The 20,810-nt window shown below is 71.0% G+C and carries 15 protein-coding genes; 11 read left to right on the forward strand and 4 right to left on the reverse strand.

All coding sequences use genetic code 11. The features are described from left to right. Positions 1-16 precede the first annotated feature (16 nt). Positions 17-1,894 carry an ABC transporter substrate-binding protein gene (locus E8D38_RS19960; RefSeq protein WP_246099579.1) on the reverse strand — a complete coding sequence of 626 codons (1,878 nt, stop codon included), beginning with the start codon at positions 1,892-1,894 and terminating at the stop codon, positions 17-19. A 286-nt stretch (positions 1,895-2,180) separates the two neighbouring features. Between E8D38_RS19960 and E8D38_RS19965 the strand changes: the two genes are divergently transcribed. The 3 genes from E8D38_RS19965 to E8D38_RS19975 all read left to right on the forward strand — a co-directional run bounded on the left by E8D38_RS19965 (position 2,181) and on the right by E8D38_RS19975 (position 6,035). Further along, complete coding sequence (locus E8D38_RS19965; protein ID WP_140634810.1) at positions 2,181-3,119, forward strand: ABC transporter permease; 939 nt, start codon at positions 2,181-2,183, stop codon at positions 3,117-3,119. 139 nt (positions 3,120-3,258) lie between these two features. Continuing rightward, positions 3,259-4,317 (forward strand): ABC transporter permease, encoded by a 1,059-nt coding sequence (locus E8D38_RS19970; RefSeq protein ID WP_140634812.1) that lies wholly within the window; start codon positions 3,259-3,261, stop codon positions 4,315-4,317. Beyond that, positions 4,317-6,035 (forward strand): ABC transporter ATP-binding protein, encoded by a 1,719-nt coding sequence (locus E8D38_RS19975; protein ID WP_181179286.1) that lies wholly within the window; start codon positions 4,317-4,319, stop codon positions 6,033-6,035. The genes E8D38_RS19970 and E8D38_RS19975 overlap by 1 nt, the downstream gene beginning before the upstream one ends. Before the next feature lie 18 nt (positions 6,036-6,053). Here the strand turns inward: E8D38_RS19975 and E8D38_RS19980 are convergent, their stop codons facing one another. Beyond that, entirely contained in the window at positions 6,054-7,157 is a 1,104-nt protein-coding gene (locus E8D38_RS19980) for a protein kinase family protein (RefSeq protein ID WP_140634814.1), read from the reverse strand. A gap of 167 nt (positions 7,158-7,324) precedes the next feature. On the opposite strand from E8D38_RS19980, the gene E8D38_RS19985 reads away from it, so the two are divergent. From E8D38_RS19985 to E8D38_RS20020, 8 genes are all read left to right on the forward strand, one after another. After that, the gene (locus tag E8D38_RS19985; protein ID WP_140634816.1) at positions 7,325-8,899 is read left to right on the forward strand and encodes a helix-turn-helix domain-containing protein; all 1,575 of its coding nucleotides are present in this window, start codon (positions 7,325-7,327) and stop codon (positions 8,897-8,899) included. Between the two features lie 12 nt (positions 8,900-8,911). Then, positions 8,912-9,544 carry a TetR/AcrR family transcriptional regulator gene (locus E8D38_RS19990; RefSeq protein WP_140634818.1) on the forward strand — a complete coding sequence of 211 codons (633 nt, stop codon included), beginning with the start codon at positions 8,912-8,914 and terminating at the stop codon, positions 9,542-9,544. 262 nt (positions 9,545-9,806) lie between these two features. After that, on the forward strand, positions 9,807-10,685 hold the full coding sequence (locus E8D38_RS19995; RefSeq protein ID WP_140634820.1) for an alpha/beta hydrolase: 879 nt from the start codon (positions 9,807-9,809) through the stop codon (positions 10,683-10,685). Positions 10,686-10,902: 217 nt separating this feature from the next. Continuing rightward, entirely contained in the window at positions 10,903-11,178 is a 276-nt protein-coding gene (locus tag E8D38_RS20000; RefSeq protein WP_140634822.1) for a hypothetical protein, read from the forward strand. A gap of 33 nt (positions 11,179-11,211) precedes the next feature. After that, a complete protein-coding gene (locus E8D38_RS20005) occupies positions 11,212-11,412 on the forward strand; it encodes a hypothetical protein (RefSeq protein WP_140634824.1) in 201 nt (66 codons plus the stop codon). A 203-nt stretch (positions 11,413-11,615) separates the two neighbouring features. Beyond that, positions 11,616-12,956 (forward strand): solute carrier family 23 protein, encoded by a 1,341-nt coding sequence (locus E8D38_RS20010; protein WP_140634826.1) that lies wholly within the window; start codon positions 11,616-11,618, stop codon positions 12,954-12,956. 47 nt (positions 12,957-13,003) lie between these two features. Next, positions 13,004-15,040 carry a diguanylate cyclase domain-containing protein gene (locus E8D38_RS20015; protein ID WP_140634828.1) on the forward strand — a complete coding sequence of 679 codons (2,037 nt, stop codon included), beginning with the start codon at positions 13,004-13,006 and terminating at the stop codon, positions 15,038-15,040. Next, on the forward strand, positions 15,037-17,034 hold the full coding sequence (locus E8D38_RS20020) for a GGDEF domain-containing protein (RefSeq protein ID WP_140634830.1): 1,998 nt from the start codon (positions 15,037-15,039) through the stop codon (positions 17,032-17,034). Before E8D38_RS20015 ends, E8D38_RS20020 begins: the two co-directional genes overlap by 4 nt. A gap of 3 nt (positions 17,035-17,037) precedes the next feature. On the opposite strand, the gene E8D38_RS20025 is transcribed toward E8D38_RS20020, so the two are convergent. Both E8D38_RS20025 and E8D38_RS20030 read right to left on the reverse strand, forming a co-directional pair. Then, entirely contained in the window at positions 17,038-19,590 is a 2,553-nt protein-coding gene (locus tag E8D38_RS20025; protein WP_181179288.1) for a PAS domain S-box protein, read from the reverse strand. Positions 19,591-19,715: 125 nt separating this feature from the next. Then, on the reverse strand, positions 19,716-20,684 hold the full coding sequence (locus tag E8D38_RS20030; protein ID WP_140634834.1) for a Bug family tripartite tricarboxylate transporter substrate binding protein: 969 nt from the start codon (positions 20,682-20,684) through the stop codon (positions 19,716-19,718). Between the last annotated feature and the right edge of the window lie 126 nt (positions 20,685-20,810).

Genomic DNA, 20,810 nt, shown 5'->3' on the forward strand with positions numbered 1-20,810 from the left:
TCGCTGCAGGTCGGGCTCATCTCGCCAACTTCTTCTGCAGCTCGAGGTCGACGTCGAAGTACCGCCACCCTTCACGCAGAAACACGTTGCGGTGGTAACCGATGAGCCACGGGTGGGCCAGGTCGGTCCAGATGCGGTGCACGTGCAGCTTGATGGGCATGTAGGCCACGATCAGGCGGCGCGCCTCGTCCACGGCGGCCATGCGCTCGGGGCCGTCGGGCAGGACCTTCTGTGTGTTGTAGGCCCTGTCGAAGGCAGGCAGGCTGAAGCGCGCCTTGTTGGCCTGGCCCTTGGCCGGGCCGTAGCCCAGCGCCAGGAAGGTGTCGCCGTCGGGTGCGCCCGCACTCCAGGCCACGCCCCACATCATCAGCTTGCCGGCATTGGCGGCCTTCAGGTTCTCCGGCCACTTGGCGGTCTTGAAGACGATGCGGATGCCGATGGCATCCATGTTCTTCTTCCACTGCTCGATGAGCTGGCGCGACTGCTGGTCGGGCTGCGTCGCGTACTCGAGCACGAGCGGCTGGCCGCCGGGCTGGTCGCGCCAGCCGTCGCCGTCGCGGTCGGTGTAGCCGTACATGTCGAGCAGGGCCTTCGCTTTCGCCGGGTCGTACTCGCTCATCTCGCTCTTGAAGCCGGCCTCGTAGCCCCAGGTACCCGGGGAGATCGGCCCCTGCGCCGGGATCGCCTGGCCGCGGCGCACCAGCCGGATCTCCTTGTCGAGGTCGACCGCCAGGCTGATGGCGCGGCGCAGCGCCACCTTGTCGGGCGTGTAGCCGCCCACCAGCGGGTCTTCCATGTTGAAGTAGCTCATCGCCACGTCGGCGCGCGGGTAGCGCACCATCACGATGTCCCGCTTCTTCAGGTTGGGCGCCAGCTGGTTGTTGGGCAAGGCGATGTTGGCGTAGTCGGTGGGCACCTCTTCGATGTAGTCGTGCTCGCCGTTCATGAAGGCGAGCCAGCGCGGCTGGTTCTCCTCGACGATGCTGACCTCGATGCGGTCGATGAGCGGCAGCTGCTTGCCGGTGAGCGCCGCGACGGCAGCCTGGGCCTGCGCATCGCCGGCCGGCGCTTCTTCCTGGTACCGCTCCGCGCGAAAGTTCGGGTTCTTCTCAAGCACGATGCGCGAAGCCCTGCGCCAGTAAGCAAGCCGATAGGGGCCGGTGCCCACCGGGTGCTCCATGATGCGGTCGCCGTAGAACTCCACCACCTCGCGCGCCACCGCGCCGAACACCGAGCCGTCGGCCAGCTGCAGCAGCAGGCGCGGCTGCGGGTCCACGGTGCGGATCTGGTAGGTGTAGCGGTCGAGTACGCGCAGGCCTTCGACCTCGCGGTCGTAGTCGAACGGCTTCTTGGCCGCCAGCACTTCCTTGCGGTACTCGGACAGCCCGGCGAGCTTCGCGTTCTCGAGGATGTAGAGGTTGGGGCTCTTGGTCCTGGGGTCGTAGTGGCGCTTGATCGCGTACACGTAGTCGGCCGCCACCAGTTCGCGCTTCACGCCCTTGAAGGCCGGGTCGTCGGCGAAGTAGATGCCCGGCTTCACCCGGAACGTGAAGGTCCTGTAGTCAGGGCTGATCTCGGGCATGGCGACCAGCGTGTTGGGCCGCATGCGCACCGGGCGGGCCAGGAACTCGAACATCACCGGCGCATCGAAGATGTTCTCTGTGATCTTGCGTGAATACAGGTCCGAGATCTGCGCCGGATCGAACCCCGTTTCGGCGATGCGGTACGACACCCGCAGCACCTTCCAGTGCGGGGGCGCCGGCGGTGCCGACGACGGAATGCCTTCGACGGCCGCGCCCTTTTCCGGGGCAGTGGCCCCTGCCGCACGGGGCAGCACCGACAACAGCGCCAAACACAGGGCGAACACGCCGCACGGGCCGCGTCGCATCTTCATGCCATCTCCTTGTGGGACTTCCGGTGTGCGCCAGGCAGGGGTGGGCCGGCGCTCTCCGCGAAAGGCGCGAAGTCTAGAGCGAGCCGCTTGCCGCGCCCACCGTGGTCAACCCCAGCGCGTGTCTTTTGACGGCAACACGGCATGCGAGTTGCATGCCACCCGGGCAAATGCGGGTGAACCCGGGCCGGCAAAGCCCTAGACTCGCGCCTGTTTTGATTCGGCGTACGCCCCGAATGCCACAAGCGGACGGGGCGTTTGGTTTTTTCAGCGGAGTACCCATCCCATCATGGCGGCCTACCTGATACGGCGCCTGTGGCAAATGATCCCCACGCTTGCCGGGGTCGTGCTGCTGGTGTTCTTCCTCTTCAAGTACTTCGGCGGCGACCCGGCGGAAATCCTCGGCGGGCTCAACGCCTCGCCGGAACAGATCGACGCCATCCGCGAGCAGCTGGGGCTCAACAAGCCGGTGCTCGAACAGCTGTGGATCTTCGTCAGGCAGATCGCCACCTTCGACTGGGGTCGCAGCTGGGCCACCAACGAGTCAGTGGCCAACCTGTTCGCCACCCGGCTGCCCGCCACCCTCACGGTGATGGTGCCCATCCTCCTCTTCGAAGTGCTGCTGGCGATCCCGTTCGCGATTGCCGTCGCCTACGTCCGCGGCAGCCTCACCGACCGCAGCATCATGGTGCTCACCACGGTGGCGCTGTCGATTTCCTTCCTGGTCTATGTGATCGTGGGCCAGTACGTGTTCGCTTTCCAGCTCGGCCTGTTCCCGGTGCAGGGCTGGACCGACAGCCTGTGGACCAACCTCACCCGCTACGCGCCGCTGCCGGTGCTGCTGGCGGTGCTGGTGAGCCTGGCGCCGCAGACCCGGCTGTACCGCAGCTTCTTCCTCGACGAGATCGGCCAGGACTACGTGCGCACCGCGCGCGCCAAGGGCCTCAGCGAACGCACCATCCTGCTCAAGCACGTGCTGCGCAACGCGACCATTCCGATCCTCACCAACATCGGCGTGCAGCTCCCCGGCATCTTCGTCGGCTCGTTCCTGATCGAGGTGTTCTTCTCCATCCCGGGCCTCGGCCGCGAGGTGCTGCTGGCGGTGAACCGCAGCGACTACCCCGTCATCCAGGCCGTCACCATCTACATCGCGGTGATCACCATGGTGATCAACCTGCTGGTAGACCTGGCCTACAAGGTCGTCGATCCACGGGTGGTTTTGAAATGACCCACCCCCGTAGCGCCTTCGGCGCTCCCCCTCAAGGGGGCGCCGCCAGCGGCCCGGCAAAGCCGGTTCCGCGGCGTCCGCTCGGTTGCGTTGCCGTTCGCGCATCGGGCGCGGCTCGCGGCTCCAGGGAAGAACTGAAATGAGTGCTGTACTCGAAAATCCGGCGGCCGCAGCGACGGCCGTCCCCACCCGCTCCGAAGGCGTCTGGGCCGCCGCCGCGCGGCGCTTTCGCAACGACCGGGTCGGCATGGTGTCGCTGGTCATCGTGGCCCTGTTCCTGCTGCTGGTCATTGCTGCCGGGGTGGGCCTGGTGGCCCGCGACTGGCAGCAGGAGGTCGGCGTGCCCAACGCCCCACCCACCTTCATGGGCCCGGCGGCGTCCACCGAGTCGGCCGCGATCGCCGCGCCCAAGGGGCCGAACGTCGATCTTTCCGCAGTGGACCCGCTGGCGCCGCGCTACAAGGAATGGGAAGAGCGCGCCAGGCAGTTCAAGACCACCGAACAGGTGCGCTCCGAAACGCTGCCCTTCGGCGGCGACCGGCTCGGCCGCGACGTGCTGGCCAAGGCCGTCAAGGGAGCCGAGATCTCGATCCTCGTAGGTGTGTCGGCGGCCTTGCTGGCCACGTTCATCGGCACGCTGCTGGGCGCCTTCGGCGGCTTCTTCGGCGGCAAGGTCGGCGACTTCCTGGAGTGGGTCTACAACGTCTTCACCTCGATCCCGGGCATCCTGCTCATCTTCGCCTTCGCGGCGGTCACCGGCCGCGGCGTGGGCTCGGTGGTACTCATCCTCGGCCTCACCGGCTGGACCGGCATCTACCGGCTGGTGCGCGCCGAGTTCCTGAAGCATTCGGTGCGCGAGTACGTGCGCTCGGCCGAGGCCGTCGGCGCCTCCACCGTGTCGCGCATGTTCCGCCACATCCTGCCCAACGTGAGCCACGTGGTGCTGGTGCAGCTGTCCATCCACGTGGTGGGTTTCATCAAGGCCGAGGTCATCCTGTCGTACCTGGGGCTGGGGGTGAGCGTCGACCAGGTCAGCTGGGGCACGATGCTGGCCGAGGCACAGAGCGAGCTGATCCTGGGCCACTGGTGGCAGCTGGCCGCCGCCACGGCCTTCATGGCGGTGTTCGTGACCGCCTTCTCCCTCATGACCGACGCGCTGCGGGACGCGCTGGACCCCAAGCTTCGCGGAGCCGACTGATGACGCTGCTGAACGTTGAAAACCTCCGCGTGCGCTTCCGCATGGGCCGCGGCTCCAGGGTCGCCTATGCCGAAGGCGTCGGCCGCGGCGAGCTCGGCGTGAGCTTCGCGGTGCCGGAGAACAGCACCGTGGCGCTGGTGGGCGAGTCGGGCTCCGGCAAGAGCGTCACGGCGATGTCCATCCTGAACCTGCTGCCCGACAACGCCGAACGCCATGGCGGCATCACCTTTGCCGGCCGCGACATGCTGGCGGCCACGCTGCCGCAGCTGCAGGCCATACGCGGGCGCGAGATCGCCTGCGTGTTCCAGGACCCGATGACTTCGCTCAACCCGGTGTTCACCGTGGGCGAGCAGATCGTCGAGCCGCTGGTCAGGCACCTGGGCCTGAGCCGCCGCCATGCCCTGGAAAAGGCCGAGAGCCTGCTCACCGAAGTGGGCCTGCCCGATCCGAAGCGACGCCTGTCGGCCTACCCGCACGAGCTTTCCGGCGGCCAGCAGCAGCGCGTGATGATCGCCATCGCACTGGCCTGCGAACCGAAGCTGCTGATCGCCGACGAGCCGACCACCGCGCTCGACGTGACCATCCAGCGGCAGATCCTCGAACTGCTCGCGCGGCTGAAGGAAAAGCACCGCATGAGCATGCTGTTCATCAGCCACGACCTGGGCGTGGTGGGCGAGATCGCCGACCGGGTGGTGGTGATGCGCCACGGCCTGGTGCGCGAGCAGGGCGAGGTGTCGCAGATCTTCGCCGCGCCGCAGGACGCCTACACCAAGGCGCTGCTGGCCTGCCGCCCCACGCTGGACGGCCGCGCCGAGCGGCTGATGGTGATCGACGACCACATCGAGGGCCGTCTCGAGCTCAAGGCGCCGAAGCCGGTGGACCATGCCGCCCGGGCCGACGAACCGGTCGTGCTGCAGGTGAAGTCGCTCACCAAGAGCTTCTGGCTGCGCAGCGGCGTGTTCGGCCGCAAGGAGTTCCAGGCCGTCAAGGGCGTGAGCTTTGCGCTGCGCCGCGGCCACACGCTGGGCATCGTGGGCGAGTCGGGCTCGGGCAAGACCACCGCCGGCCTCGCGCTGCTGCGCCTGCACGAGCCGGCCGGCGGGCCGATGGGCGGGGAGGTGCTGTTCAACGGCCAGGACCTGCTGCAGGTGCCCCGCTCGCAGTGGCAGCCGTTCCGCCGCCGCATCCAGATCGTGTTCCAGAACCCGTATGCGTCGCTCAACCCGCGCTTCACCATCGGGCAGACGCTGCTGGAGCCGATGCGCATCCACAAGCTGGGCGGCAATACCGACGCCGGGCGCGAGGAGCGCGCGCGCTACCTGCTCGGCAAGGTCGGCCTCGATGCCGGCGCGATGCACAAGTACCCGCACGAGTTCTCGGGCGGCCAGCGCCAGCGCATCGCCATTGCGCGGGCCATCGCGGTGGAGCCCGACGTCATCGTGCTCGACGAAGCGGTGTCGGCGCTCGACGTGAGCGTGCAGGCGCAGGTGCTGAACCTGCTGCGCGACCTGCAGGACGAGCTCGGCCTCGCCTACATCTTCATCAGCCACGACCTCGCGGTGGTGCGTTTCATGGCCGACGAGGTGCTGGTCATGAAGGACGGCGAAGTGGTCGAGCGCAATGCCACCGAGGTGCTGCTGGCCCATCCCCAGCAGGACTACACCAAGCGGCTGCTGGCGGCGGTGCCGCGCGGCCTGCAGGGGCGCCTGGTCGCCTGAGCCGCGCGCCGGGCGGGTTCAGCCCGGATGCGCCGCCACCTGCCACCGTGCGGCCCTTTCGTGGTCGTGCTCCAGCCGCGCCAGCAGCGCCTCGCGCGTCGGTGCGCCGCCGGGCCGCTCCAGCGCGCCGCCGGCGCGCAGCGTGTCGTAGTTGCGGTGCGCCTGGTCGATCAGCCACTGGGCGCGCCGCAGCGTCATCGGCGTGCAGGTCTGGCCGCGCAGGTCGTCGTCGAGATCGGCGTCGTGCGAACGCCAGCCTTCGCGCAGGTACAGCGCCGCCAGATCGCCGCGCAACGCGTCGCGCCACTGCGAGGTGACCGAGTCGTACTGCGCCAGCACGGCGGCACCGGCGCCGCGCTGTGCCAGCGCGGTACGCAGGCGCAGGTAGCAGGCCAGCGCGACCTCCTTCTCGAGCCGGAAGGCGGCCAGTGCGACCGCATCGCCGCGCTGCGACTCCTGCTCGAGCAGGTGGCCGAAGAAGCAGCGGGTCTCGAAGCGTTCGGCGAGGTGGAACTGCGGCGCGCTGGTGCCGTCGCCGGCCGTGTTCAGGTGGCGAAGCGGATCGAACGGGTACATGTAGCCGAAGTCGAAGAGCCACAACTGGCGGCCGTCGTCGAGCAGGTTGCCGGGGCTGAAGTCCCACTCGAACAGGCCCGCCAGCAGCAATGCCGCCCCGGTGTCGAACAGCTGCGCGATGGAGCGCTCGCTCCAGGCCGCAACCCGCTCGCCGCCTTCGATCCATGGCGACACCAGCACGCCCTCGTGCAGGCTGGCATGGAGGGTGGGCGTGACGCCTGCGATGCCCTGGCCGCGCTCGGCCAGCTCGTGCAATTCGCGACGGCGCAGCAGCTCGTTCAGGAAGGAGCGCTGGCCGTCGCGGTTGCGCACCAGGCATTCGCTGCGCGCCACCTTGAGCGCGACGGCCGACCCGTCGCCGCGCACCACCCGGCGCACCCGGGCGGTGAGTCCGCCGTCAATCCAGTCCGGGTGGTCCGCGTCGGCCGCCGCGGCGGCCAGGTCACCCGGCAGGGCGGTCCAGCCTGCGGTGCCGAATTGCAGCGGCGTGCCGGCGGCGAGCAGGGCGCTTTGGGCGGCGTGGCGCAGATCGTCCAGGGTCGTCATGGCGGGGTCGTCGTCCTCGAAACGGTGGGCCGCCATTGTTCGGGGCACCGGGTCGTTCGCGCGTCCACCGCCCCGGTGGAATTCCCACGGTGGAGCCACGGCAACGCGGCCCGCGCGCATGCACGGCAGCACAATCGGCGCCGCCGTCCTGACGTCTGCTGCCCCCGATGAGTCTTGTCCACGAGCCGAAGCCCTCCGAAGAAGCCGGCGCCCGCCTGCGCCGCGAGGGCTGGGCCAGGCTGTACGCCGGCAGCGACCTCGCAAGCCTCCAGGCGCTGCTGCAGCAGGCCGCCACCCAGGCGCCGGCCGATGCGGCCGTGCTCCATGCCGCCTGGCAGACCGAGGTGATGCGCCAGCCCCATGAGGCGCTGCGCGGGCTGCGCGAAGCCGGCTGGCTCGATGCAACGGCCGGCCTGCCGCGGCGTGCGCGCGCCGGCCTGGCGCTGGTGCGCGCCCGTGCGGCCCAGATGTTCGACGCCGCCGGCGAGGCGCAGGCCCACGCGCGCGAGGCGCTGGCCGAAGTCGAGGACGACCTGCAGCCGCTGGCGGTGGCCGCGCGGTTCGTGCTGGGCCTGGCACAGCTCGATGCAGGCTGGCCGCAGGCGGCGCTGGAGTCGCTGCAGCATGCGCTGCGAGCATCCCGGCGCGACCAGCTGGGCTACCTGGAGGCGCTGTGTGCCCATGCCATGGGCCGTGCGCTCGACGACCTCGGCCGCGCCGACGAAGGGGTGCGCCTGCTCGACTCGCTTGCGCCGCTCGATGCCGCCGCGCCCGCGCCGCTGGGCTGGGTGGCGCGTTCGCTGCGGCGCCAGGCTCGCGGGCGCCGCCTGCGCTCACTCCAGGCGGTGGAGCTGCCGGTGGTGCAGCAGCCGGCCGACTACTGGTCGTTTCCCGACGAGGTGCAGGCGGTGATGTCTGCCTTGCTGCAAGGCGAGGCGGCCCTCGCCCAGCCCGCACTCACGGCGCTGGAGACGCGCGCGGCGCTCGACTTCCACTGCGCGCGCTGGCGTGCTGACCTGTGCCATGTGCAGGTGTGGGCCGCCTGGGCGCGCGGCGACGAGACGGTGCTCGCGCGATGGGCCGCGCATGCCCCTGCGATCGATGCACAGACCACGCTCGCGGCACTGCGCGAGGCGGTCTGCGCCTGCGCCGCCGGCGCGCTGCTGGGCCGCCTCGACGCAGCGGCCGCCCGAAGCCTCGCCGCCGAACTCGAGCGCCGGCAGCTGGCGGCGCTGGGCAGCACGCTCGCGCTCGTGGCCTGTCTCGCGCAGCCTGACCCCGGCAGCGAGCAGCTCGCGCAGTGGTGGCGCAGCGGCCGGACGCAGCAGCCGCTCGACCTGCTGTGGCTCGCGCCGCTGTCCGCGCCGCGCCTGCAGGCCTTCCTGCGCGACCGCGCCAGCGTCGGGCTGGCCGAGGCCCGGCGCTGCTGCGAGCGCGTGCTGCAGTACTTGGCGCCCACTGCCCTGCCGGTCCAGGCTGACGGCGCGGGGCCGCTGCCGGAGGGCCTCACCCGCCAGGAGTGGCGGGTGCTGTGCGGCATTGCCAACGGCTTCAGCAACGAGCAGATCGCAGCCCGGCTGCACGTCTCGCTGTCCACCGTGAAGACCCATGTCAACCGCCTGTACGGCAAGCTCGGCCTGGGCAGCCGCGCCGAGGCGGTGACCCGCGGGCGGACGCTCGCGGCCTCGCTGACGGCCGACTCCGGCCCCGGCCGGTTTGCAATTTCGCACGACCGTGCGTAAACTCCAGCCACCATGGAGACCAAAACCGAACGCAGCGGGCTGACGCTGGCGGCCATCCTCGACACGGCCTTGCTGATGGCCGCGCAGGACGGCCTGGACAGCCTGACGATCGGCGAGGTCGCCAAGCGCCTGGGGCTGTCGAAGAGCGGGGTGTTTTCGCGGGTCGGCTCCCGAGAGGCGCTGCAGAAGGCGGTGGTCGAGGAATACGACCGCCGCTTCATGCAGGAAGTGTTCGTGCCGGCGATGCGTGAGCCGCGCGGGCTGCCGCGCCTGAACGCGATCATCCGGCTGTGGCTGGCGCGGGCGCGCGACTTCGAGATCCGCCACGGCTGCATCTACTGCGCGGGCGCCTTCGAGTTCGACGACCGCGACGGCCCGATCCGCGACCTTCTGATCGACGGCGCGCTGCGCTGGCGCGCCGCCCTCAAGCGCACCATCATCCAGGCGCTCGACGAAGGCCACCTGAAACCCGACACCCATCCCGACCAGCTGGTGTTCGAGCTGGACGGCCTGTTCGTCGCGCTGATGCGCGAAGCGCGCTTCCTGCGCGACCCCAAGGCGGCCGACCGGGCCTGGATCACCTATGAACGGCTGATCCGCACCCTGCAGGCCGACCCGCCCGCCCAACCAACCGCCCAGAGCTGAGGCCCGCCATGTGGACCCTTGCCGCCGTCTTGCTTTTCCTAATTTCGCACGGTCGTGCGAAATCATCGCAGCCCCCTCGATCCTGAAAGAAGGAGAACCGCCATGCTGATCGTTCTCGTGAGTTCTGCCGTGCTGTGGGCCGGCACCCTGGCTGCCCGCGCCGCCTGGCGCCTGCTGCGCGCCGTACCCAAGCGCAACGCCGATTTCGGGTGGCTGTAGAGCTCCCCCGTAGCGCCTTCGGCGATATACCTCAGGAGGTCCGATGACGTCTGCTTCCAACCCGGCCACCAACTTCTATGCGGCCAGCCGCACAGCCAGCCTGCTCGGCGCGGGCCTGCGAGCCGCCCATGCGCTCCAGCCGACGCTGGGCACCCGGCTGGCGACCCGGCTGTTCTTCACCGTGCTGCCCAGCAAGCTGAGCACGCGCAGCCGGCAGGCACCGCAGCATTGGCGAGCCGAACGGTGGCCGTTCGAGCAGGCCTCGCTCACCGTCTACCGCCGCGCCGATGCCGACGTGTCGCGCCCGCTCGTGCTGCTGGTGCACGGCTGGGGCGGCCATGCCGGCCAGATGCTGCCGCTGGCCGAGGCGCTGCATGCCGCCGGGCTGCAGCCGGTGCTGCTCGAATTCCCCGGCCACGGCGCCAGCGACGGCTGGAGCAGCACCCTGCCGCAGTTCCTGCGGGCGCTGGAATACGTGGCCATCCGCCTGGGCGACCTGCATGCGGTGGTGGCGCATTCGCTCGGCGCCCTGGCGGCCGCCGCCGCGGTCGGGCGCGGGCTCGCCGCACAGCGCCTCGTGCTGCTGGCCCCGTCGCCTTCGCCGCTGCAGGTGACCAGCTGGTTCGCCGGCAGCTTCGGCCTCAACGCCGCCGCGCTCGCGCGGTTCCGCCGCCACATCGAAGCGCGTGAAGGCCTGCCGCTGTCGATCTTCGAGCCGGAACGCCTGGGCCCGCGGCTGGGCGTGCCCAGCCTGCTGGTGCACGACATGGGCGACCGCACCGCGCCGTTCGCCACCAGCCAGAAGCTGCTGACCTTGGCGCCCAGGGCCCAGCTGACGGCGGTCGAGGGTCTCGGGCACCGCCGCCTCCTGACCGATGCCGCCGTCATGGCCCGGGTGACCGACTGGTGCCGGCCCGGCTGAGCCACCGCCCGGGCCCGTTTGCCGCGCTGCGAAGTGACGATTTACGTCAGCGCCGTAACCGCGCACTTACGCTCCGGACGTGAATTGGCGTTGTGCCGCACGCGACCTGTCGTTTGGAAGCGTCGCAACCGGCAAAACCGCCGGTGGATACCGGTAAAGCGGGCTGGCATGGAAAGCGCATGGCGAATGCCAACCGAGTTCCAGCCGCCACCCGCCCATGCCCACCCCGCCGAAACCCGCTCGCCTTCGCCCCGCAGCCCCGAGCTGCCGTGGCGGCGCTTCGTCCCTGCTGCGGCTCACGCCGCACGGTGCGCAAGGCGTCCCGAGCCTGGCGCGCGGTGGTGAGCGCGGCGACCGCTCGACCAAGGGTGCGGCTCGCCAGGGCCTGGGTGCCTGGCTGGCGCGCGCGGCCGACCACCTGATGCCGCGCGGCACCGCGGCGATGCCGGTGTTCGGCCTGTCCGAATTCGCAGCCAGCCGGCTGCAGGCCTGATCAACGAGATGACAAGGGGGGAGGGGCTCCACCATGTCTGATACCAAACACACCGATTCACAACTGGCGGCACTGAGCGTAGAAGATCAGGCTGCGCGGCCGCCGGTGCTTCGGGTTGCGCTCCCCTCCGGGGCGGCGCCACGTCAATTCAAGGTGCTGCAATCGCGCGGCGCGCCGGGCCAGAGGGCCCTGCCGCTGGGCGGCGGCATCGGCAAAGGTTTGCGGACCGGTTGACGTCCAGGGGGAGCGGGCGCGTCGGGGTAGGAGAGAGCGAGCCCTCGACATCCCGTCCCGCTCCCCTTCTTTTTTTGCTCCACCCATCTTCTTCTCTCCCTTGTCGACACCGGGCCTGCCCCGGTGACGTCGTTTGTGGGCCTCCCTACACTGGCGGCCGCCGCGCCACGAGCGCAGCGCGCAGACAAAACGAAGGAGAAACCATGAGCCTGTTCCCGCAATGGCGCGAAAAGACCGAGGGAGTCGTCGCGCCCGATGAACGCCTGCCATGGCCGCAGACCGCGGCCATGGGCGTGCAGCACGTGATCGCGATGTTCGGCGCCACGGTGCTGGCGCCGATCCTGATGGGCTTCGACCCGAACGTGGCGATCCTGATGTCGGGCATCGGCACGCTGATCTTCTTCTTCATCGTCGGCGGCCAGGTGCCCAGCTACCTGGGCTCGAGCTTCGCCTTCATCGGCGTGGTGATCGCGGCCACCGGCTATGCCGGCCAGGGCGGCCCCAACGCCAACATCGGCGTGGCGCTGGGCGGCATCATCGCCTGCGGCGTGGTCTACACGGTGATCGGCCTGGTGGTGTGGTTCACCAACGAGCGGCACCGCAAGTCGGCCCCCATCCAGGGCATGGAGGTCGAGGAGGTCGAAACAGGCGCCGCGGTGCACTGGATCGAACGGCTGATGCCGCCGGTGGTGACCGGCGCGGTGGTGGCCGTCATCGGCCTCAACCTGGCGGGCGTGCCGATCAAGAACATGGCGCCCACGCCGTTCGACGCCTGGATGCAGGCCATCACCTTCGTGAGCGTCGGCGCGGTGGCGGTGTTCACCCGCGGCATGGTGCAGCGGCTGCTCATCCTGGTGGGCCTCATCATCGCCAGCGTCATCTATGCGGTGCTGACCAACGGCCTCGGGCTCGGCAAGCCGCTCGACTTCACCGCGCTGGCCAATGCGCCCTGGTTCGGGCTGCCGCGCTTCGCGGCGCCCGTGTTCGACGCGAAGGCGATGCTGCTGATCGCGCCGGTGGCGGTGATCCTGGTCGCCGAGAACCTGGGGCACATCAAGGCCGTGAGCGCCATGACCGGCCGCGACCTCAACCCCTACATGGGCCGAGCCTTCATCGGAGACGGCATCGCCACCATGGTGTCGGGCGCCTCGGGCGGCACCGGCGTCACCACCTATGCCGAAAACATCGGCGTGATGGCTGCCACCAAGATCTACTCGACCGCCATGTTCGTGGTGGCGGCGCTCATCGCCGTCGTGCTCGGCTTCTCGCCCAAGTTCGGCGCGCTCATCCAGACCGTGCCGCTGGCGGTGATGGGCGGCGTGTCGATCGTGGTGTTCGGCCTCATCGCGGTGGCCGGCGCGAAGATCTGGGTCGACAACCGGGTCGACTTCTCGGACAACACCAACCTCATCGTCGCGGCGGTCACGCTGATCCTGGGCACCGGCGACTACACGCTGAGGCTCGGCGATTTCGCGCTCGGCGGCATCGGCACCGCCACCTTCGGCGCCATCCTGCTGCATGCCTTGCTGAAGCGGCGCACCTAAGTCAGCCTGCGCTCAAGTCGGCCGGTCATCCGGCCGAAACCACCGTGATGAACCCGCTCGTGCACACGCCGGCCGTCGCGCTGCGGCGGCTGGCGGCGACCTCCCTCATCGCCGCCGCGCTGCTGCTGCCGGCCGCTGCCGCGGCACGGCAGCCGCAGCCGCCGGCGCCGCCCGCATCCGGCCCCACGCTGGCGGTGGTGCACGAACTCGAGCAGCAAGGCCGCGTCGACCCGGAACAGGCCGTCGCCCGGTTGCAGCGGCTGCTGCCGCTGGCGCCCGCAGGCGGCCCGGAGCGTGTCGAACTGCTCACGGTGCTCGGGCTGATCCACGGAGCACGCCGCGAGGCCGCGCAGGTGCACGGCGTGGTGGAACAGCTGGAGGCCCTGGGCGGCGCTGCAGCACGTGCCGCAGCGCTGGTGGTGCACGCGGGGCTCGACTACTTCAGCGGCGACCTCTCGCGCGCCGAGCCGCAGCTCGCGCAGGCGCTCGCGCTGCTTCCGGCCGATGCACCGCTGCAGGGGCGCTTTCGCGTGCTGTACCAGCTCACGGAGATCCAGACCGGCCGCGGCCGCATCGAGCAGGCGCTGGCGTCGGCGCATCAGGCCATCCGGGTGGCCGACGGCAGCGGCGTGGCGCTGCTGCGCTCGCGCGCGCGCAGCCAGCTGGCCTACGTGCTGCTGCGCGGCGGCCAACTGCAGCGTGCGCACGACCTCAGCCGCGAGGCGGTCGCGCTGGCCCCCACCGATGCGGAGCGATCGTCGGCACGGCAGGTCGAAGCCATGGTGCTGGCGCGCCGCAACGATGCACGCGGCGAGCGCGAGGCCACGCTGGACGCGTTGCAGCTGGCACGCCGGGCCGGCTGGCGCAGCCAGGAGGGGCTGATGCTGGGCAACCTGGCCGACTCCTACCTGGCGCGTGGGGAGTACGAGACGGCGCGCCGCCATGCCGCGCAGGCGCTGGTGATCGCCCGCGAGCTGAAGGACACCCCGTCTGAGTCACTGGCGCTCACCAACCTGGGCCTGGCCGAGATCGGGCTGAAGCGGCTCGAAGCCGGGCGTGCACACATCGAACGGGCGCTGTCGATCGAGCGCAATGCCGGCGCACGGGCCGAGGAGGCCGAGGTGCTCGACGAGATGGGCGCCGCCCTGGAGCGTGCCGGCGACTGGGCCGGCGCGATCGACGCCTACCACCGCCTGCGCGAGCTGCAGGATGCGATGGCGCAGACCAGCCGCCAGCGCGCCCTGCTCGAAATGCAGGAACGCTTCGACAACGAACGCCGCGCCCGCGAGCTGGCGCTGCTGCAGCGGGAGGGCCAGCTGCACGACGCGCAGCTGCAGGCCCAGGTGCGCCACCGTTGGCTGTGGGCCGCGGTGGCGCTGGCCTGCGGGCTGGCGCTGACGCTGGTGATCGTGCTGGCGCGGCGGCTGCGGCATGCCAACCGCCGCCTGATGGACTCCAACGCCCGCCTGCGCCAGCAGGCCGGCTGCGACCCGCTGACCGGCCTGGCCAACCGCCGCTTCGCCCACGAGGTGTTGCAGCGGCAGGCCGGCGCGTCGTTCGAAGGCACGCTGATGCTGATCGACCTCGATCACTTCAAGCGCATCAACGACACCGCCGGCCACGCCGCCGGCGACGCGGTGCTGGTGGAAGCCGGCCGCCGGCTGCACGACACGCTGCGCGAAGGCGACCAGCTGGCGCGCTGGGGCGGCGAGGAGTTCCTCATCGCGGTGCAGCCCGCCCTGCAGCCCGAACAGGCCGAGCAGCTGGCCGAACGCCTGCTGCACCGGCTGGGCGACACGCCGGTGGTGCTGGCCTCCCACACCCTGCGCCTCACTGCCTCGATCGGCTTCGCCAGCTTCCCGCCGCCCGCCGAGGGCGAGCGCCTGGCCGTGCCGTGGGAAAGGGCGCTGCGCCTGGTCGACGGGTTGATGTACGCCGCCAAGGCGCGCGGCCGCAACCGCGCCTGCGGCCTGAAGGCACTGCGGCTGCCAGGCGCGGCCGGGCTCGCACGGGCAGAGACCGCCCTCGACGATGCCGAGCGGCGAGGCGAGCTGGTGCTGGCCGAGATCGCCGGGCCGACATGAAACACGCAGGCGCGCTCGTGCTGTCGCTGCTGCTGCTCGCCGGCGCCAGCCTGCCGTGCAGCGCTTCCGAGCCGGTGCACGAGATCAATGCTGCGCTGCGCCAGTCATGGGTGCGGCCCGATGCCGCCGTCACGGCGCTGGAGCGGCGCCTCGCGCAAGGCAGCCGTGCCGAACGGGCCCTGGCGGCGTGGAGCCTGGGCCAGGTGCTGTTCGAGGACCAGGCCGGGCCGCCGCAGCTGCAGACCCTGCTGGCTTCGCTGGCGGGCCATGACGACCCGCTGCTGCGTGCGGCGGGCGAGATGTTGCTGGCGCTGCGCCTGCTGGCCACCGACCAGCGCGAGCAGGCCGGCACCCGGCTCGGCCTTGCGCTCAGCGCGGTCGAGGCCGCTGCCAGGGGAGACGACGACCCTGCGCTCGCCGAGCTGCATTGCGACGTGCTGCGCCTGCAGGCCCGGCTGCTGGCCCGCCTGCCCGGCAAGCTGCCGCAGGCGCTGCAGCAGCTGCAGGCGGCCAGCCAGCTGGCCCAGCGAGCGGGCGCCCGCTGGCGCCAGGCGCTCGCGTTGCAGGAACGGGCCCGCCTGCTGGCCGACCATGGCCAGCAGGCGGCCGCGCGGACCGCCGGCGCCGCGGCACTGCCCCTCATCGAGTCGCAGGACGACCCGCTGGCCCAGGCCTCGCTGTGGCTGGGCGCCTCGCGCCTGGCACTGCGGACCGGCGAACTCGAGGCGGCGCGGCGCGCCGCCGACGAGGCGCTGGCCCTCGCGGTCCGCATCCAGGCGCCGATGCTGCAGGCCCAGGCGCTGCTGCAGCTGGCCCGGTTGCAACGCACCACCGACCCCGGCGAAGCAGCCGCGGCAGTGCGGGCGGCCCTGCAGCTGGCACAGGCAGTGCCGGCCGAGCCCTGGCAGCCGCCGGTGCGCGCCGCCGCCGGCCTCGAGCTGGTGAAGCTCGGTCGGCCGGGCGCCGGCCGTGCCCACGTGGAAAGCGCGGTCTGGGAGGCGCCGCGCCGGCGGCAGCGGGTGCTCGAGCACGACGCCGCCAGCTGGCTGCGCCAGCTCGACGTGGCCCTGCGCGAAGCCGGTGACTCGCGCGGTGCCGTGGCCGTGTACCACCGCGAGCGCGAGATGCGCACGAAGCTGCAGCAGCGCGAGCTGGAGGCGGCCGGGCAGGAACTGGAACAGCTCTACCGGGGCCAGCACCAGCGCCGCGAGATCGAGCTGCTCAACCGCGAGAACGCCCTCAAGGCCGCCACCCGCGAATCGCGCGAACTGCTGCAACGCACCCTCGGGGTGGCTGCCGCACTGATGGCGCTGGCGCTCGGGCTGGCCATGCTGCTGTACCGGCGCCAGCGGGTGGCCCATCGCTCGCTGGCGGCCAGCGAAACGCTGCTCAGGACACAGAGCGAACGCGACCCGCTCACCGGGCTGGCCAACCGGCGCCACCTGCTCGAGCAGTTGCAGGCGCGGGGACTCGCCGGGCCGCAAGCCGCCTTCGAAGGGGCGCTGCTGATGCTCGACGTCGACCGCTTCAAGCAGATCAACGACCGCCATGGACATGCGGTGGGCGACCGGATCCTCGTCGAAGTGGCGCGGCGGCTGTCGCAGGTGGTTCGCGGCCGCAGCGACCTCGTCGTGCGCTGGGGCGGCGAGGAGTTCCTGCTGTTCGCGCCGGCGCTGCCGCCCGCCCAGGTGCGCGCGCTGGCCGAGCGCGTGCTCGAGGCCATGAGCGCCGAACCGCTGGTGCTGGGCGAACTCACCCTGCCCATCGGAGTGTCGGTGGGCTATGCGGCCTTTCCGCTGCCGCCGCTGGCGCAGCCGATGTCCTGGGAGCGGGCGGCGAACCTTACCGACCTGGCGCTGTACGCGGCCAAGCGTCGCGGCCGCGGCCGCGCCTGCGGCATCGTGGCGCTGAACGTGCACGGCGACGCCGAACTGGCCGCGGTGGAAGCCGGCTTCGACCACGCCTGCCGGGACGGGCGGGTGGTGCTCGAATAGGTCCTACCCCGGCACGCCCGGGCCGCCCTTGCCGGGCAGCGCCCCTGCCAGGTGGTCGTCCAGACAGCGCAGCAGCGCCATCACGTCCAGCGGCTTGGTGAGGTAGGTCGACACGCCGTGCAGCCGCGCGGCTCGGATCTGCTCGGGCATCGCATCGGCCGACAGCGCCACGCGCGGCATGGCGGCCAGCGCCGGGTCGGCCTCCAGCGCCTGCAGCACGTCGAAGCCGCTCATGTCGCCCAGGTGCATGTCCAGCAGCAGCAGGTTCGGCCGTTCGCAGCGTGCCAGCTCGATGGCCTCGGCACCGTTGCGCGCCACCACCAGCTGCCATTGCGGCCGCAGGCCCATCACCTGGCGCACCAGCTCGACGTTGACCTCGTTGTCCTCGGCATACAGGACCTTGCACGACGCGCCGTCGCCGGCGTCCTTGGCCATGCCGGGCAGCGCGGCGACGGCGGACGGCGGCTGGGTCAACGGCAGGCGCACGGTGAAGCAGGAGCCGCTGCCCGGCTCGCTGTCCACGTCGATGAGGCCGCCCATCAGCTCGACCAGCTTGCGCGTGATGACGAGGCCGATGCCGGTGCCTTCGATGCCGGAGCGTTCAGCCCCGAGCCGGTTGAAAGGCTCGTACAGCCGCATCCGCTGCTCGGCGGACAGGCCCGGCCCGGTGTCCCGCACGCTGATGGCCACCAGCGGCGGCCCGCCCGCCCGGCCGGCCTCCACGCCGGCGTGCACCCTCACGCTGCCGCCGGCGCGGTTGTACTTGATGGCGTTGGACAGCAGGTTGGTCAGCACCTGGCGCAGCCGCACGTGGTCGCCGCGCACATGCAGACGCACATCCGGCGCCTCATGGTCGAGCGAGACGCCGGCATGCTGCGCATCGTGCGCCATCAGAGCCAACGCATCGTCGATCACCTGCGCCACGCGCAGCGCCTCGAGCGACAGCGGCAGGCCGCCGGCCTCGATGCGCGACAGGTCCAGCACGTCGGCGATCATGGCCAGCAGGTGGGCGCCGGCACGTTCGATGTGCTCGACCTTGGCGCGCTGGGCCGCCGACAGCGGCTGGTTCGCATCCACCCGCAGCAGCTGGGCGAAGCCGAGCACCGCGTTGAGCGGCGTGCGCAGCTCGTGGCTCATGCGCGACAGGAATTCCGTCTTGGCCCGGTTGGCGCGCTCGGCGGCCTCGGCCAGCACCAGGGCCTCCTCGTAGCGGCGGCGGTCGGTCACGTCCATCAGGTAGCCGGTCCACAGCACGCTGCCGTCGGCCAGTGCTTCAGGCGCTGCCTCGCCGGCGAGCCAGCGCTGGCCGCGGCGGGGCAGCACCACCCGGAACTCGCTGCGGGTGGGCGCGAGGCTGGCCACGCCGTGGCGCATCGAAGCCTCGATGGCCGGCAGGTCGCCCGGGTGGATGCGCTCGAACAGCATCGAGGCGTCGTCGCGCACCGCGTCGGGCTCCAGCTCGAACAGCTCGCGCAGCCCGTTGCTGGCATAGGGCATCAGCCGCTGCCCGCCGGGCAGCAGCCGGAACTGGTAGACCAGACCGGGCACCTGCCGCGTGAGCTTGTGCAGCAGCTCATCGCGGTCGCGCAGCACGCTTTCGGCCTGCTTCTGCTCGCTGATGTCCTCGATCACCGAGATGAAGTGCAGCGGCGCCCCGGCGCCGTCGCGCACCAGCGCGACGGTCAGGTTGACCCACACGATGCTGCCGTCGGGCCGCAGATAGCGCTTCTGGGTGTGGATATCGCTCATGCGCCCCGACAGCAGCGCGTCGCGCTGTGCGAGGCCTTCAGCCACGTCGTCGGGGTGGGTCACATCGGAAAACCTGAGGCTTTGCACCTCGTCGCGCGTGCGTCCGAGGATCTCGCAGAAGCGCTGGTTCACCTCGCGCAGGCCGCCGTCGAGGGCCACGTGGGCCATGCCCACCGCCGCCATCTCGAAGGCCGCGCGAAAGCGCGCCTCGCTGAGCCGCAGCGCTTCTTCGGCGCGGCGCCGCTGGCGATCGCTCAACGTGGCGCTCACGATCGCGGCCACGCTGGCCAGCAGCGGCTGCAGGCGCTCCACCAGTTGCGTGTCGTAACCACCCTCGCGGTTGGCCAGCCCCACCTCGCCCACCAGCTCGCCGCCGTGCAACAGCGGCACCCCGAGGAAGCTGCGCAGGCCCGGATGGCCGGGCGGCAGGCCGCCGCGGCGTGCATCGTTCGCCGGGTCGTTGGAGATCACCACCTCCGCGGTGGTGAGGGCGCTGCCGAGCAGGTTGTCGAGGTTACGGAACTCGATGCCGTTGCGGCGCTCGCGCGCCACCATCTCGCGGGTCGCGTCGTCCCACGAGATGTCGCTCAAGGTGAAGATCTTCAGGTAGGGCTTCTGCCGCTCGTCGCGCCACACCTCGCCGATGAAGCCGTAGGCGCTGCCGGACAGGCGCAGCAGGTCGGGCAGCAAGGCGTCGAACACCTCGTGCGCGGCGGCCGTGCGAATGAAACTGGCCTGCAGGCGGCGGATGATGACGCCCAGGTCTTCGACCGGGGCGGGGGCTGGCGGCGGCGCAGGAACACTCACGGTCGTCGGTGGGGGCGGGACGGGCCACTGTGGCATGCGCTGCAATGCCTTGCCAAGCGGAACATTGCCGCCGTGGTCTCCCTCTTTCGGGTGAGGGGCCACGACATGCGCCCCTCCCGACCTCGTCAGCCCGGCTTGGCGAGACCCAGCTTGTCGACCAGCGCCTTCTCCCGCTTGAAGGTCTCTTCGGCGAAGCGCGCGTAGCGCTGCGGGCTCATGTGCAGCAGCTGCTGGTCGTACCGGGCCAGCGCCTCCACATGGTTGGGCATCTCCATGGCCTGCCTGAAGACATCGTGGATGCGCTGCACCAGCTTCGCGTCCATGCCCTTGGGCCCGCCGATGCCATAGGGCGAGGCCTGCACGATCGGCAAGCCCAGCTCCTTGAGAGTGGGCACGTCGGGAAACTTCGGCAGGCGCTGCTCGCCCCAGGTATTGAGCACCCGCAGCTTGCCGGCGGCCACGTGCGGGGCGAAGCCGGTGGAGTCGGCCGCGGCCATGATGTGGCCGCCCAGGATGGCCTGCATCAGGTCGGCGCTGCCCTTGAACGGCACATGGTTGAGCTGCAGCCCGGCCTGCTGCGCGATGTCTTCCATCGTGAGGTGCGGGCTGGTCAGCACGCCGGTCGAGCCGTAGGTGAGCTGCCCGGGGTTGGCCTTGGCCCAGGCGACGAAGTGGGTCCACGTCTTGAGCGGCGAGTCGGCCGGCACCACCAGGCCGAAGGCATAGCCGGTCACGCCGATGATGTAGCTGATGTCCTTCACCGGGTCCCAGTTGATCCGGGTGGTGTAGGGCAGGCGGAACACGCCCAGCGGGATCTGCGCGAGCGTGTAGCCGTCGGGCCTGGCCTGCTGAAGCTGCTGCGCGGGCAGCGTGCCGCCGGCGCCCGGCTTGTTCTCGACCAGCACCTGCTGGCCGAGCAGCCTGGTGGCGTTCTCGGCCAGCACGCGCATGGTGATGTCGGTCGGCCCGCCCGCCGGGAAGGCGATCACGAGCCGCACCGGCTGGCTGGGCCAGGCCTGTGCCCGCACCACGGCCGGCGCGGCACCGGCCACGGTGCCGGCCCCCATCCACTTCAACACCTGGCGTCGGCGCATGGAACCTCCTCGCGTGCTGCGGGCTCAACGAACGAGCCCGCAGCATCGCACCGCGGGCAGGCCGCGGCATCCGTGTTTGTGCCCAACGCGGCTGTCGCCTGCGCGACGTCCTGCGGGCATGCCCGG

It is taken from the genome of Methylibium rhizosphaerae (genome assembly GCF_006386545.1).
Classification (GTDB): domain Bacteria; phylum Pseudomonadota; class Gammaproteobacteria; order Burkholderiales; family Burkholderiaceae_C; genus Pseudorivibacter; species Pseudorivibacter rhizosphaerae.